Source organism: Streptomyces sp. NBC_00310, from assembly GCF_036208085.1.
In the GTDB taxonomy this organism is placed as follows: domain Bacteria; phylum Actinomycetota; class Actinomycetes; order Streptomycetales; family Streptomycetaceae; genus Streptomyces.
This window is the reverse complement of record NZ_CP130714.1, coordinates 3,384,688-3,399,707: the sequence shown is the minus strand read 5'-3', so window position 1 is coordinate 3,399,707 and position 15,020 is coordinate 3,384,688. Positions and strand designations below refer to the sequence as shown.

At 68.6% G+C, this 15,020-nt stretch carries 8 protein-coding genes; 1 reads left to right on the top strand and 7 read right to left on the bottom strand.

The features are described 5' to 3' along the window. Nucleotides 1-369 precede the first annotated feature (369 nt). From OG202_RS14900 to OG202_RS14890, 3 genes are all read right to left on the bottom strand, one after another. A complete protein-coding gene (locus OG202_RS14900) occupies nt 370-939 on the bottom strand; it encodes a Fic/DOC family protein (RefSeq protein WP_327730007.1) in 570 nt (189 codons plus the stop codon). Further along, on the bottom strand, nt 936-1,286 hold the full coding sequence (locus OG202_RS14895; RefSeq protein WP_326583217.1) for a type II toxin-antitoxin system Phd/YefM family antitoxin: 351 nt from the start codon (nt 1,284-1,286) through the stop codon (nt 936-938). Before OG202_RS14895 ends, OG202_RS14900 begins: the two co-directional genes overlap by 4 nt. A 608-nt stretch (nt 1,287-1,894) precedes the next feature. Beyond that, the gene (locus OG202_RS14890; RefSeq protein ID WP_328222876.1) at nt 1,895-4,084 is read right to left on the bottom strand and encodes a UvrD-helicase domain-containing protein; all 2,190 of its coding nucleotides are present in this window, start codon (nt 4,082-4,084) and stop codon (nt 1,895-1,897) included. 103 nt (nt 4,085-4,187) lie between these two features. Here OG202_RS14890 and OG202_RS14885 point away from each other — a divergent pair, with 103 nt between their 5' ends. Further along, nucleotides 4,188-6,776, top strand: a complete 2,589-nt coding sequence (locus OG202_RS14885) for a GmrSD restriction endonuclease domain-containing protein (protein WP_328222875.1) — start codon at nt 4,188-4,190, stop codon at nt 6,774-6,776. Nucleotides 6,777-6,793: 17 nt separating this feature from the next. Here OG202_RS14885 and drmC read toward each other — a convergent pair whose 3' ends face one another. The 4 genes from drmC to OG202_RS14865 form a co-directional block, all read right to left on the bottom strand. Beyond that, nucleotides 6,794-7,558 (bottom strand): DISARM system phospholipase D-like protein DrmC, encoded by a 765-nt coding sequence (gene drmC / locus OG202_RS14880; protein ID WP_328222874.1) that lies wholly within the window; start codon nt 7,556-7,558, stop codon nt 6,794-6,796. After that, nucleotides 7,555-9,453 carry a DUF1998 domain-containing protein gene (locus OG202_RS14875; RefSeq protein ID WP_328222873.1) on the bottom strand — a complete coding sequence of 633 codons (1,899 nt, stop codon included), beginning with the start codon at nt 9,451-9,453 and terminating at the stop codon, nt 7,555-7,557. Before OG202_RS14875 ends, drmC begins: the two co-directional genes overlap by 4 nt. Further along, nucleotides 9,450-13,277 (bottom strand): DISARM system helicase DrmA, encoded by a 3,828-nt coding sequence (drmA, locus tag OG202_RS14870; RefSeq protein WP_328222872.1) that lies wholly within the window; start codon nt 13,275-13,277, stop codon nt 9,450-9,452. Before drmA ends, OG202_RS14875 begins: the two co-directional genes overlap by 4 nt. Nucleotides 13,278-13,402: 125 nt before the next feature. Beyond that, nucleotides 13,403-15,001 carry a hypothetical protein gene (locus OG202_RS14865; RefSeq protein WP_327730013.1) on the bottom strand — a complete coding sequence of 533 codons (1,599 nt, stop codon included), beginning with the start codon at nt 14,999-15,001 and terminating at the stop codon, nt 13,403-13,405. Nucleotides 15,002-15,020 lie beyond the last annotated feature (19 nt).

The window sequence follows — 15,020 nt, the reverse complement described above, 5'->3', positions numbered from 1 at the left end:
GCCAGCCATGGCGCTTCTCCGGTTCGTGGGGTGGCTCTGAGTCGCTGGGATGGCGGGAGTACCGTTCGATGCGAGCGCCACGCGTCTCGCGCAGCATGTAGCGCCGTACGGGCCCTGCCTCCAGCAACTCGCTCCGCCGTCGCGACCTTTCGGCCCGCGTCGGCTTCTCCGTGAGCATGAACCAGGGCTCGTGCTCGGCGAGGAGCGGGTTCTCCTCCCGGCGCGGCCTGACCCACGGCGGATTCCCCACCTGAAGATCACACCCCCCCACTAGCCCCCGGAAAACATGCGCGGAGTGCGGCGCCCCGTGGCGGTTCCCAAGGGGCGCCGCCCTGTTCCGGGCTTCCTTGCCAGCCGGTGTGATGGGCGTCAACCCGTGGTGACCAGCTCTTCGAGTAGCTGCTCCAACAGATTGTTGTCACCGAGGAAGCTCTTCACCGAGGCGTCCTCGTTGCGTTGAGGGTCCATGCCCGACCAGTTCAGGGCGTATCCCGCGTCGGCGCTGAGCTGGTCCAGGAACGCCCGCTGGGCGCGGCCGTTGCCCTCGCGGAACGGATGGAGGACGTTCAGGTCGCCGTACAACGTGGCCAGTTGGATGACGAATGCCTGCCGGTGGAGATTCCGCAGCTGACCGGAGGAGGCGAGCCGGCCGAAGACCTCTCCGGCGTAGGGCACCAGGTTTCTCGCCGGGCAGAACGGTGTGCGCTTGGCGATGTTCACGGTGCGTAACTCGCCTGCCCACGGATAGATGTCACCGAAGATCGCGGCATGGAACGCTTGGAGATGGCCGAGGTCGTACGCGCCGGGTAGGGGGCGTTCGGCGAGCATGACGAGGCGCGCCCGGGTGATGTCCGCCTCCGCTGCCGCGAGCGGCTGATGCTCGGTGATGCCGAGCTTGTTGCGCAGCACCCCGTTGGGCATGGAGTACGGATCGTTCACCCAGCCTGCCGCTCCGAAGTCTGCTTGTGGCGGGCGATCGCGCGGGCGACAAGGGTGTCCGCGTCGAGGTCGCCTTTCACGTAGGCCTCGGTGTCGCGGTCGGAGGCCTTGGTTGCCTGGAGCCCCTCGGCCTCAATGGAGCCGGTGGCCGAGGCGACGGCCGCACGCCGTGCAGCTCGGCCGCTCAGCGCCTCGAAGGCCTCGACGGACAGCAGGACACCCTGGGGCTTGCGGTGGGCGCCGATCAGGACCGGGTCGGCATCCGCGCCGGACTCCGACAGGTCGGTCAGGATCCGCGACAGTCTCGCGCGCGCGTCGCTGACGGTCACGACCTCAGGAATCTCCATGCTGTCACCGTACCCATTTAGAGGCTTGATTCTGTACAGATTCTAGTACGGATTCCGGTGAGCGTCCCGCCTCGGGCGGCCCTGGAGGGGGTATCCCCAACCCCGTCCCGGAGGCCGCCACCAGCGAGACTGCGAGTTCCTCGCCGATGTCGGCGGGGTTGAACCGGACCACCGGTACATCGCGTCGGCTGAGTTCGGTGATCACCACGTCAATGGTGATGCCGTCCGCTGCGGTGGCCACCAGAACCGGCCTCTCCGAGAACGACGAAGCCCCCGTCCGGACCGCTCCGGCGTGGGGCGCCTCCTTGCGTAGCCATCAAGGTAGCCACGGAAACGTCCTTCCTGCACGTTTGTGCAGGTCATAGCGTTGCGGTGATTCTCCCCGGCGTACAGCCCGACTCGTCTGCCGCCGAAGCTGCGCCGCTCGTGATGGCCCTGGCGTCCTGCCAGGGTGACAGGGTGCTACGCCGCTCCAACGACTGCGTGCCTGTCCCTCGCCCCTGCGCGCTTACCGAAACCCCGCGGAACGTTTGACGAGCTTCCTTGAGTAGACGGTTGTTGAATCTTGGCTGCCCCACATTCAAGCTCGGCCGACATGGTGGCGCCGCCTACGACTCCGTGACCGTGCCGAGAAACGGGCTCTGCTGCCCATGCCAGGAGACCCTGAGCGCCTCTCGGGCCCGAGTGCAGGCGACGAAGAGCAGGCTCAGCTCGCCCAGCATGTCCTCTCGGTGCTGCTGGGGGTCGGTGTCCTCCGCAGTGACGGCGCTGCGCATGGGGACGATGCCGTCGTTGACGCCGACGACGGCAACGCAGCGGAATTCCAGCCCCTTCATGCGATGCATCGTCCCGATCCGAACCCCGTCACCGCTTCCCGACCCACCGCCCAGGACTGTTGTCGGCACACCGACTTCGTCCAGAGCGCGGGCCACCTCCTTGCCCAGCTGGATGTACCGCACGGCAACGCCGATCTCACGAGGCAGGACGCCGGCGCTGTTCCACTCCTTGACTTGAGCCACCAGACCGGAAAGTTCGGCGGCCTTGTCCTTGGCGCCGCTTGTATGCGGAAGAGCGCCGTGGAAGGCCGATCGATAGCCGATCAACGACTCGTCGCCTCCGTCCATGTCGTCGACCTGCCTACCCGTCAGCAGCTCGGTTGACCAGGCAAGGATCTCCTGTGTGGTCCGGTAGTTGATCCGCAGACGGGTGGAGCGTCCCGTGACCGAAATGCCAAGGCTGCGGAGCGATACCTTGTTGCCGTAAATGCGCTGATGAGTGTCACCGGCGATGAACAGGTCGTCGGGGCCGGACCGGACCAGAGCTCTCAGCATTCGCCACTGGGCCGGATGCAGGTCCTGTGCCTCGTCGATCACCACATGACGGTACGGCCGTTCGGCTCCCTGTTCCTCCAACAGCCGAGCGGCTTCCGCGCACACCTGCAGGAAGGTCCACTCGTCGGCTTTCCGCAGCTGCCCGACGAAGGCTTCGACGGCGCGCCACACCTGCGCGCGTTTCAACGGGCCTAGGGGAGTACCGCGCCCGCTGCGGGATGCCTTCAGGTAGGTCTCGGGCGAGCGCAGGTCCTGGGCGAGTATGACGTGCCGCCACTCCTGGTCGAGGAAGACGTCGGTGAAGTCGATTCCCAGTTGCCGCGCGATGCGGTCCCAGCGAGCCGCGACATCCTTCTGGCTAGTGATGATGGCCAGAGGGGTGCCGCTGCGGTTCGCCCTCACGATCTGGTTGGCAAGAGCATCCACGTTGGTGACGCGGATCTTCGCCCTCAGGCGATCGTCGGGGATGAGTAGTTCGAGACTGCCTCGAAGGTCTGTTGCGAGGTCCCTGGTGAAGGTGGTGAGCAGAATCGACTCGTCGGGTGCGTCATCCGGGAGCTGCCGTGCCAGATGGAGTGCACGGTGCAGAGCGACCACGGTCTTTCCGGTGCCGGGGCCGCCGGTGACTCGAGCCGGGCCCTTGTACGACGGCCGGTAGGCGACCTTCCGCTGGCTCGGATGCAGGAACACCCGCCAGGCATCAAAGGGCCGCGAGAGGATCTCCATCAGCTCATCGGGGCCCGACACCAGAGCGATCCTGCCCTGTGAACGGGCCATGGCAGCCGAGAGATCGTCCTGACCGACAGACGCCGTCGCCGACTGGTCGCCGCCCGACACGGCAGTGGCGTGCTGGGATGTGGGGAGAGACGCCTGTTCCAGCTGGACGAGCACCACCTCGCGCCAGACGTCCTCCGGTTCCATGCCTGCGGCGAGACCGGCCAGTACGTCGTACTGCTGCTCTGGGAGGATCTTGTGCAGGGAGTCGAGGTGGGCCTCCTTGCTGAGGTGCCGTACCAGGGGCAGCAGGTCGGCGTCGATGCCCAACCTGGTCAGGTCCTTGTCGGAGACATGAGCGAAGAGGGGCCCGTCGGCTGGCTGGGGCAGTCCGCGAACACCGGCGGTCGCCCGTTCGAGGGCGACGTCGTCACGTAGCTCGATGCCCTGGGTGGCGGAGTTGACGGTCGCCCGGTGCTTGACGGCCCAGGCGATGGCGTCGTCGTGGGGCATGACTTTCAGGAGCAGAAAGCTGTCTCCCGACTCGGGGGCCAGGACGACTCCGCGCATGAACTGGTTGATGCGGATGGTTCGGATGCGGGGGTCGCGAGCCTTCTCGATCTTCTCCAGATGGAGTCCCGCGTGCCGGTGTTCCCGGAACTTGTCGAAGACTTCGTGAACGCGCTTCTGGACCGGCTTCTCCAGCTTGGCGAACTCCATCAGGAAGTCCTTGTGGATTCCCAGCGTCGCCATCCCAGCCCCCGGGTCATGTGCTCCGTCGATTCTTCGGATCACCGTACCCGGATGGTGAACAATGAAGAACTGGCCCCGGACAACCTGGCGGAGAGGGACGTACGTGCACGCTCGGGAGATCACGTTCAGCAAGCTGGTCCAGGGCGAGATGCAGTTTCAGGTCCCCCTCTACCAGCGCACCTACAGCTGGCAACGGGAGCAGCTCCAGCAGTTGTGGGACGACGTGCAGGAGTTGGTCGAGGACCAGTTGGAAGGCAGGCCGCCCGCTGCCCACTTCCTGGGCTCAGTGGTCCTGGCCCCGGAGCGGGTCGCCGCAGGCGGAATGCAGCGCTGGCTGGTCGTCGATGGGCAGCAACGGCTCACCACTCTCATGCTCGCCTTCACCGCGCTCAGGGACCGCCACCGGGAGCGTGGGGCAGCCAAGAAGGCCGACCGCATCCACGATCTGCTGCTGGTCAACGGGTACCAGGACGGCGACGACCATTACCGGCTCCTGCCGACCCAGGCTGATCGCGAGGCGTTCATCGCGTGTGTCGAGTCCCTGCCGAAGGCGGGCGGCCCGGGAAACGTCGGCGCCTCCTACCGGTTCTTCCTCGGAGCCCTCACCGAAGGGCAGGTAAACGGGGGCGAGGAGTGGATTGACGCCGTGGAGAAGGTCCTCGGCGACCTGTTGTCGATCGTCGCGATCACCGCCGCCGAGGGCGACAACGTCTACCGGATCTTCGAGTCCATCAACAACACGGGCGTCGGCCTGAGCCAGAGCGACCTGCTGCGCAACTACCTCTTCATGTGCCTGCCCACCCGCGGCGAGTCCGTCTACCGCAATGTGTGGCTGCCCATGCAGGAACTGCTCGGGCCCGTCAATCTCGAACTTCTGGTCTGGCTCGACCTGGTAGTGGCCGGCAACAGCCGCGCCAAGCAGAGCGACATCTACCGCGACCAGAAGAAGCGATTGGAGCCGCTGTCGGACGACGAAGCGGCCCTCCAGACCGAGATCGCCTCGCTCGCCGAGAGGGCGGGGCGGCTCATGCGAATCCTGGAGCCCACGCGGGAGCCCGACCCGGAGCTGCGCGACGTGCTGGAGAGGCTGTCCCGATGGGGCGGCCAGACTCACTACCCGCTGGCTCTGCACCTGCTCGACCTGGTGGACAGCGGTCGGGCGACAGCCCGCGAGGCGGCCGAGGCGCTGGCGTACGCCGAGAGCTACATGGTGCGACGTCTGCTCGCGGGCCTGTCGACCACAGGCAGCAACCGGGTCTTCATGGAGCTTCCCAAGGAGTTGGACAAGGAGGGTTCAGTCGCAGAAGCCGTGCGCCGTTTCCTGTCGAAGAACAAGACCGGAGCGCGCATGTGGCCCGGCGACGACTCGATTCGTGAGGCGATCCGAAATCGCCCCTTCTACAAGGCGGGCCGTGCCACTCAGCGTTTCCAGGTGCTGCGACGACTTGAGGAGAGCTACAACGCGAGCGAGCCGGTCGACTATGCCAAGGCCCAGCTCACGGTGGAACATGTGTTGCCGCAGAGTCCTGCCCAGCAGTGGTTCGACCTGCTTGCCGAGGAGGCCGAGGACGGCGAGAGCCCGGAGGAGCTGCATGCTCTCCTCGTCCACACCCTGGGGAATCTCACGCTCTCCGGTGACAACGCACGTCTGTCGAACCACCCCTTCCGCCGTAAGCAGGAGATCCTGGACTTCAGCGCCCTGCGGATGAACCAGAGCATTGCGGCCGAGGAACGCTGGGGCAGAGCCCAGATTCTGGCCCGCGCCGATGAACTGGCAGAGCGCGCCGTGCGGTTGTGGCCCGGTCCCGTCGAGGGCACGGTCCACGCGGACGACGAGTGGGCCGGGTGGAAGGAACTGCGGGAGGCGCTCCTCGCGATGCCGGCCGGGACCTGGACGACGTACGGCGACATCGCCGCCCTCATTGGCACGCACGCCGTGGCGGTCGGCAACTATTTGGCGTCCAAGTCCGGTGTCCATGGCGCATATCGCGTCCTGACCGCGGACGGCCGTGTCTCCGCTGGCTTCCGCTGGACCGACGACCAGCACTCTGGCGACCCGCGGGACCTGCTGGAGGCCGAGGGCATCCCCTTCGACGGAGCGGGTCGAGCCGGCCGCTCCCACCGGCTGACCACCGGGGATCTGGGAATCCTCCTCGGTAAGGACGCGTCGGAGTCGCTTGAGTCGGCGCCGGCTCAAGAACCGGATGACGAACAGCGCACAGCCGCCACCCGGTTCGAGGCGCAGCTGCGGGAGAACCAGACGGCACAGACCGTGGACGGTGTGTTGAGCGCGCTTCGCTTCTGGGAGCAGCAGGGTGGCTACCGCGCCTATGGCAGGGCAAGCGAGACCAGTTGCTTCCCGATGGTGGAGGCGGGCACCGCCCACGCCTCGCGCACCCTGTGGCCGATCGCCCTGTACCCGGTGACGGGAACGGTGGAGGTCGTCTTCCAGCACCTGAAACGCCGCCCGCCGTTCGACGACGAGCCGATGCGGTGGGCGCTGCTGACCAAGTTGAACGCGATTGACGGCATCGAACTCGCAGAGGCCAAGCTGGACTTGCGCCCCTCATTCCCTCTCGAGGTTTTCGCAGCCCACAGTGAAGAGCTCTGCACGGTACTCGAGTGGTTCGTCCATGCCGTGGCTCTCGCAGAAGCACGCCGCCCCATGGAGGACACGCCCGTCGTTCCCTGAAACAGTCGACGAACCCATCAGTCCGGAAGGGGCCTCAGCACGCCCCGTCGTTGCAGTTCCCGTATGTGTTCGGCGGCCCGCTGTGGGGCGGCGCCGCCGGTGACCAGCACACCGGCCTCCAGGTTTCTGCGGACGGCCGACTCCGTGAGGTTCGCGCTGCCCAGCAGCAACACCCGGCGGTCGGCGACGGCCAGCTTGGCGTGTTGACGGGCGCGCTGGTTCTCGCGGCGTTCCGGTGCCCAGTGCCATAGCCGTATTCCGGGCACGGCGGCGAACGCGTCGGCCGGTTCGGGCCCGGAGAGCAGTCCGGCGGCCCCGGCCTTGGTCTCGACCACGAGGTGCACCTCCACGCCGCGGGCGACGGCCGCCCGCAGAGCTGCGGAGAGCGGCTCATACGGGCGGGCGGCGTAGGTCATGGCCAGCAGTTCCCGTTCCGCCCCGTCGACGACCTCGGTGAGCACCCGCGCGGTGGGGCGGACAGGCACTCCCGGTGTGGCAGGTCCGCTCCACACGGTGCTCACATCGATGTCGACCTGTTGCCGGGCCCGGCCGGCGATGAATCCGCGCAGGTAGGCGGCGGCTTCGGCCGTGGGGATGTGGTGATGCCGGAGCGACGCGTACAGAGCTCGTATGGCGTCGCTCGCGCGCGGATCCTGGATCGCCACGAGCGCATGCTCCAGGCCCCGCCCACGCGCCAGCAATCCTGTCAGGTCCTTGGAGCGGGCGGAGCCGAGGACCGAGACGACTCCCTCCGCCGCGGCCTCGAACTCCGCGCGGCTCACGGTCGCAGACCCACCGGTGTCAGGACCTGGTCGCTCTCGTCACCGAGCGGCACGAGGAAGCGGCGGTCGAGGAAGCGGTTGCCGCGTTCGCAGGTCGTCTCGGAGACGAAGAGACAGACGTGGCAGGCGGCACCGTGCAGATAGTCGGCGGGGTCCCGTGGCAGCCGCTCGGCACACAGTGGGTCCGAGGAACAGCGTGCCGCGTCCCGAAGGGCCCGGCGCACGATGCGCTCGAAGTGCGGCTCCTCGGCCAGCGAGACGAGGCCACCCAGGGTGCCCTCCGAATCGGGTACGGCTGTGTAGATGAGGATGCCCGTACGTGAATGCTCGGCGTCTCCCGCGTAGATCCGCTCACCGAGGCTGGCCGAACTGTAGCCACACTCAAGGGAGATGGTGCGGATCAGCAGGTGGGAGAGCGAGTGGAGGACGATGTAGCGCTCACCGGGCCAGCCCCGCATGGGGTCGAACTCGCCCCGCAGCCGGTCCGATTTCCGGTTGGTGCGGAACCGTGCGAAGGCCTCGCGGTGTGCCTGCATGGCGGGGGACTTCTGCATCCGCTCCTCCCACTCGGCCATGAGGTCCTCCCGTACCCGGAGGAAGATGCCCTCACCCCGCACCTCGCTCGCCGGCACCCACGACTGCGAAGTCCGGGAAAGGCGTACGGGCGTAGCGATCTCGGGTGCCTCGGGGTCCGGCGCGTCGAGCCGGGTGAAGCCGATCAGCGCGCGGGCCTCGCGTAGCCGCTGCACCTGGCGTACGTCTGCGAACAGTCCGGTGAGGGCGTCGGGCACGGTCACGGACTCCATGGCGAAGTCGTCCGTGGCATCGGGCAGGGGGGAGGAGGAGAGCATCTCCCACTCGGGGCTGAGGAGATCAGCCGGAACCACCGCGCCGGCCGTCGAGCCGGTCTTTCCGTCGAGGCGCGCCTGGTGGGCTTCGACGGCGGCGATGAGCGGCACCGCGTCATAGTCCTTGAGGTAGGCGTACGGAGGCATCTTCGCCAGCAGGTCGTAGGCCGCCCGTGAGGTGACGTTCTGCAGCTCGGCCCAGCGTTCCTCGACGAGGTCCGCCAGGTTCGCGTTCTTGCTCGGCGGCAGCGCGAGGGCACTGAGGGTCATGGGGAACCACTGGTTGGACGCGCCGGCGACCATGAGGGTGGCGTCCTCATCGCAGTCGGGCTGGTACGTGCCGAGGTGCGGATGCCGTCCGCGGCATGCGGGGAGGTTGCGTCGGCCCCGCTCGCCCATCGCGTCACGGATGTTGCGCTGCTCACCGCAGGCGACGCACTCCAGGGTGACGTTGGCGGCCTGGTTCCCGCCGTGGTCCTTCATGCGCAGCAGCGGCCTGGGCATCTTCGTGCACGGGCTGCCGTGGTGGACGAAGGGCGCGTACGGGAACTCGTCGAGGTGACCGTTGGTGCACACGAGGGTGAAGCGGGCCGCGACGGCGAGGGGCTTGCCGGGCTTGCAGTCGTGGACGAACTTGGCCTCGTGCGGGGTGCGCGGATTGTTGTTGACGAAGGTGAACGCCTGGGCGTCGATGGGGGCGAGGAGATTGCAGGCCGTGCACCGCAGCCACTGCGGGAACGGCGTCACGGGTACGCCCACACCTTGCGCGGCCCAGTCCTTGGGCGAGTTGTCCGCGCCCTCCATCCACGGCGCGGACCGCAGCTCGGTGATCTGGGACGCGCCGTAGAGCTGGAGGGAGCGGTTGACGGCCGTACGCAGCCGGGGCTCGTCGATGACGTAGTCGGTCAGGCCGGTGTGGCTCCAGGCTTCGAGACCCTTGACGAGGACCGAGAAGTTCGGCAGGTCGATCAGGGCACCGACGCCGGCCGTGTACATCAGATGGCTGGGGCGTGCCGCGCCGACCCGCCTGAAGTGGCCCGTGCTCATCGTCGTCCCTTTCCGGCCGCGCCGCCTGCGGCATCCCCGTATTCGTCGGCGTCGACCGGTGCGGCCGCCACGTCCGTGTCGTCGTCGGCGGGGGCGAACCGCCAGTCGGGCCCGCTGTGGGTGCCCTGGTCCACGAAGTTCCCGCCGCCTGGCAGCAGCAGGTTGAGCTCGTTCTCGGTCTCCCGCATCGACATGGGTACGGTGAGTTCGTCCCAGCGAGAGCCGTCGGCCCGGTGCAGGAGGGGCGTGACCAGGATGTCCTTCCTCTTCTCCTTGCGGTAGCCGAGTACGCCGCCGCTCTCGCGCTGCTCGGCCCAGGAGTCCTTCAGCGCGGTGATGCGCTCGGACAGGTAGCGCCGCGCGCGCTCGCCCCCGACCCGGTCCGCCCGCTCCAGGAACCGCTGCTCCACCTGCGCGGCGATGGTGCCGTTGAGGTCGACGTCGTGGGCGTCGGTGTTGCGGGAGTGCTCGTACGCGGCGTGCCGCAGCGCGGCGATGTACGCGGGTGCGGTGCCCCGGTCGAGGGCGCGGCGGGTGAACGGCGTCACGGACAGCGCCTCGACCTGTCGGTAGAAGGTGGCGTGGTAGTGCGCGAAGTCCTCGAAGTGCGCCAGATCCCGGGGGCGGGACCAGTTGTAGAGGGTGACGACCAGGCCGGGGCGGCGCGCGTCACGGCCCACGCGTGAGGACGCCTGGATGTATTCGGCGGTGTTCTTGGGCTGTCCGACGACCAGCATCAGACCGAACCGGGAGACGTCCACGCCGACCTGGAGCATGGAGGTGGCGAGGACGACGTCCGCGGCCTGCTTCTGCAGTGGCGTCAGCAGCACCCGCGGATCGCGCTTGTCGCGCCGGGCCGCCGCGTACTCCGCGAACAGTGCCCTGCGCCGCTTGGACGTGTCCCGCTCCGGGTCGAAGGAACTCTCCAGACGCTTGAGCGTGGCACCGATGTCGGAGGAGGAGATTCGCGAGGTCAGCTCCTGGATGGTGAGCATCCCCGACTTGGTGACGATGCGGTTCGCGATCGTGTCGTGTCCCTTGCGGCTGCCGTTGATCCGGACGCGGGTGGCGATGTCGTCGTCCATGTAGCGGCGCATACCGGCGAGTTCACGGGTGGCGTTGAAGTAGCCGACGAGCGTCATGTACGGATCCGCGGGCAGGCCGTAGTCGTCGAACTGCTGCTGCGCGCCGAGCAGCAGGATCTCGGCGACCCGGATCTCGGCGGCCTTCAACCGCGTGCCGTGGGCGCAGACGCCGAGGTAGCGGCGGCCGGGGGAGGTACGGCTCACCTCGGTCTGGCGTGAGAAGAACGTGTCGGAGATGTCCAGGACCTGCGGGGGGAACACCGCGACCTGCCGTCCGAAGACCCCGCGCACCTGCTCCGCCGCCCGCTTGGTGGTAGCCGTCGACGCGACGATCTTCGGCCCCACTTCTTGGCGGCGCCCTTCCGCGTCCGTGTACGCCCAGCTGCACAACTGGTCGACGGCGGCCTCGAAGAGACCGACGGTGGTGCCCAGTGCACCGGAGATCAGGTGCAGCTCGTCCTGGATGATCAGGTCCGGCGGTCGCAGCCGGGTCACGGGCCGCGCGGTCACCGCGGGCAGCAGCCCCTTCTTGTTGTGCCGGCTGCCGCAGCCGGTGCGCTCGTCGAGGTCGTCGTGACGGTAGCCGTGCCGCGGGCACCACTCGGTGACCCGCCCGAACAGCAGCCCCGCGTACCCGTTCCACGGCAGCTGGGCGAGCTTGTCGACGGTGGCGATCACCATCGCCGGGGCGAGTCGGTAGATCTCCTCGTCCACAGTGATCACGGGAATGCCCTCGCCGGGCGCCGAGCGGCGCGAGAAGGGGCAGCGCGTCTCGCCCTCGCCGCGGGGGCAGTACAGCAGCACACGGCGCCGGTCAGCGTCGTAGTCCATGTTCGAGTGGGCGGTCAGGCCCTCCCCGCACCACGGGCAGCTCAGCACCTGAATGACCCGCGCGTGCTTGTCGCTCGAACTTTCCTTGGCGCCGGCGATCTGCTCCTGCGCCTCGGAGAACCAGTTCGGCGAGACGGAGTTCCCGACCCACAGGCCGATCCGGAACGGTGTCTCGCCCCACCGCGCATCCTGCTTGAACTCCTCGCGCCGGAGAACCTCGCACGCGCTGACCAGAGCGGCCGCCCGCTGGAACTGCTGTGCCGTCAGCAGCCGCAGTGTGTACCGCATGAGCACACCGACGCCGTCACCGCCGTCCCGTGCCTCCAGCCCACGGCCCAGGGTGCCCTGCAACCGCCGCAGCGCGAAGGTGAACGCAGCCAGGCCCAGATACGCCTCGGTCTTGCCACCACCGGTCGGGAAGAACAGCAGATCGACGAGGGCCTCACGTCCGGTCCCACGGTGCGGATGGCCGGGCCGGGACAGCGAGGCCACGTTCAGCAGGACGAAGGCGATCTGGAACGGCCGCCAGCTCGCCGCCTTCTTACCCTCGTCACGCACCGTCTCGTAGGCCTCCTGGTACGAGACGCCCTCCTGGCCGGCCCGCAGCGCAGCGATGGCGGTGTTCCGCCGCTGGAGCGCCATCGCCCGGTTGGCGAACCGGAACGCTTCGAGCGCGTCCTTGTCCGCGCAGAGCGCGTCGATGCCGAACGCGATGCGGTGGCAGACGTCCACGGCCTGGTCGATGGCGGTCTCGGCGGCGATCCGGAGATCCTCGGGCAGCCCCTGCGCCTTCTGGCGCTGCTCGTCCAGCCAGGCGCTATAGCCGTCCGAAAGTGGGGCCAGCGCGGCGGCCAGCTCCTTGCGGCGCGCGGGCACGGCCAGGGCCGCCAACTCGTCCATGCCCAGTTCGAGCCCTTCGAGAAGCGGCTGCTCGGCGGCGTTGGGCGCGGACGTGCCCGGTACGTCGTACTCCGGCAGCCAGGTGGTGGCCAGCCGGTGGGCCCGCCGCTCGCCCTTGCGCACGTCCACCTTCACCGCCACATTGCGGCCGACGGCGTGCCGCAGGCTGTCCCGGTACAGCAGCCGCAGCCGCCGCTCCTCCACGTCCTCGGAACTCCCCCCGGAAGCGGGGTCCAGCGGGTCGTCGATGGGCAGGAACACGGCGGCCCGGTCGTCGGGGAAGGCGGTGACGGTGAGCCCGGCCTGGAACAGCCACTGGGCGTCCCGCCGCTCCGACTCGCCCTCCCGCAGCCGGTTGACGAGCGCGACCTCCACGACCCGAAGGTCCTCCCCGCCCTCACGCGTGGCCCGCTCGCGCACTTGCACGTCCAGAAAGACGCCCGCGGACTCGTCGCCCTCCAGTATCCGGCTCTGGTCGCCGGTCCGGGTCACGTCGATGTCGCACGGGTGCCGCACGGGCTCGCGCCCCCAGACCTGGGCCGTACGCCCGTCGTCCGTGAGGCCGCTGGTGAGGGAGTAGCGCCCCCAGCTCGCCGTCACGCTGAGGGTGCCGATCGACGCGGGCACCACGAACGACAGCCCCATCGAGGAGGCCCAGATCCGCCCCGAGGCCTGTGGTGTGAGGCGCTCCTCGGGTCCCTCCTCCTCCTTGCCGTCGTCGCTGCCCGGTTCGACATCGGCGTTCTGGGCGGCGTTTCGCGCGATCTGGGTGGCGGTGTCGCTGCTCTCGGGACGAGGCCCGAGCATGCCCACGAGGTACCGGTCACGCGGACCGGCGGACCGAGGCGGAAGCTCCTCGGTGTCCCCGTCCCAGGGCCCGAGAAGATCCCGGCTGATGTACTTCACCAGGCCGCCACGCACGTCGTACGAGTCACCGGGCAGGAACGTCTGCGGTACGTCGTCGAAGGGGTGCGGCACGCCCTGGGGGGCGGCGGGCTGGGACGGCATGGTGATCGGGCCCTTTCCTGCGGGGAGCCAATGGAGTGAGGCTACCGGGGGCACGGCAGCAAGCGGCACCCAGGAGAGAATCTCATGCATTGACTGAGTTCACAACGGGATCATCGCAGGGCTGGTCAGAAGAGGGTGTCTCCCCGCGGAAAGAGGCCGTCGTCGAAGAGGGCGGCCTGTTCGGCTTCGGCGACCTTCTGGGCGGTGCCGACCGACGCGTCAGCCGCATCGGGCTGGGGCGCGATGAGGCCCGCGAGCCTTCGTACGTCGCCACCCGTCATGGCGTCCAACGCCTGCAGCGCCTTGCCCCGCATGGACTCGCGCAACGCAGGCGGCAGCGCCACACTGACCATTCTGAGCATCCGGTACGCCCCACTCGCATCCCTTACCAGGAAGCCGAGTTGGGCGCGGCCGGTGCGTGAGAGGATCAGCAGCTCGCACATCTGGTGAGCGTCGTCCACGTCGTAGCGGAACCGCATGATCAGGTTCTGCGCGTCCGGGTCCGTGGCGGGAAAGCCGACGAGCATGTCATGCGGGTCGTCGAGTGTCCGGTGACCGATACGCACCGCGCCGTCGTGCTTGAACCGGAGCGCCGCCGCCGACTCCAGCCCGCCCTCGACGACGTACAGCCACCAGGGCTGCGACCCGACCGTGCCTGTCCAGCCATGCTGTCCCGCTTCCGAGAACACCTTGGCCACCATCCCCATCCACTCGGGGACGACCGCGCGCGGGCGTTCGGCCGGCTTCAGCGGTGCGTAGTCCTCCTCGGTGAAGACCAGGGTGGGCAGCGCCGGGTCCCCCTCGGCACACCAGATGTCCGAGTACTGCCGCAGGTACGCCTCGCAGCGGGCGCTCTCCGGCGAGTCGAGGGCGAGGTGGGCGCGCTCCAGCGGGGTGAGCCGGGGGATGAACGCGTCCTTCAGCCAGCGCAGGTAGGCCTGTCCCGCGTCGCGTATCGACTCGGAGTTCGCCCGGAGGTCGGGCGGCAGCGTGTGGCCACCGGCTTCCAGATTCCCCTCGATGACGGTGGTGAGCGCCTCGGCGAGGGCACGCTCCCGGTGGACGAGCATGAGGTGGGGGACGCGGGCGAGTTCGGCGGCGCATTCGGAGGCGTACGCCTCGATCTCGTCGGCCAGCCCGTCGAACCGCGTGAGGACTATCCTGGCGAACTCGGCTTCCCGGCCGTGGGTATGTGCCTCCAGATACTCGAAGTACCCGCACCAGTCGTCGTCGCCGGGCCCCTCCTCGGGCACCAGCCCACGCCGCCAGATGCCGTCGCTGTCCACGCCCCAGCGCTCGCGCAACTCCTGGTGCACGCGCGGCCAGCCCACCTTCTCGGCCCTGGTCTGCGCCCAACGGGCGAGGAGCCCTTCGCCGAGGGGCTCACGCCACCACGACTGGAGCAGCCGTTCGGTCGGGTTCCTCAGCGCGAGCCACAACTCCTCGACCTCGCCGACGCGTTGCGGCTCGTGAGCGCCGCGCGCTCCGGCCAGCCTGACCAGGTCGCCGGCGACGTAGGCGATCTCCTGCCGCTCCATGTCGGCCTGGGCGAGCCGGGTGAGGACGGTGGCGGCGACGAGGTCGTACGGGCCGAGGTCTTCGGGGAGATTGCCGGCGATGGCGGGAGACAGGTGTTCCAGGCGGATCGCCAGCTCCTCTGTCCGGTCCTCGAACCACCTGCGGCGGAGGGAACGGAATCTGACGGATTTCGTTGGGGCGGCCATGGAGCGAGAGCGTATGTTC

Bases quoted from the DNA above. Each gene is read 5' to 3' on its own strand.
- drmA (WP_328222872.1), bottom strand. From the start codon at position 13,277: ATGCCGTCCCAGCCCGCCGCCCCCCAGGGCGTGCCGCACCCCTTCGAC.
- OG202_RS14865 (WP_327730013.1), bottom strand. From the start codon at position 15,001: ATGGCCGCCCCAACGAAATCCGTCAGATTCCGTTCCCTCCGCCGCAGG.
- OG202_RS14890 (WP_328222876.1), bottom strand. From the start codon at position 4,084: ATGGCGACGCTGGGAATCCACAAGGACTTCCTGATGGAGTTCGCCAAG.
- OG202_RS14875 (WP_328222873.1), bottom strand. From the start codon at position 9,453: ATGAGCACGGGCCACTTCAGGCGGGTCGGCGCGGCACGCCCCAGCCAT.
- OG202_RS14895 (WP_326583217.1), bottom strand. From the start codon at position 1,286: ATGGAGATTCCTGAGGTCGTGACCGTCAGCGACGCGCGCGCGAGACTG.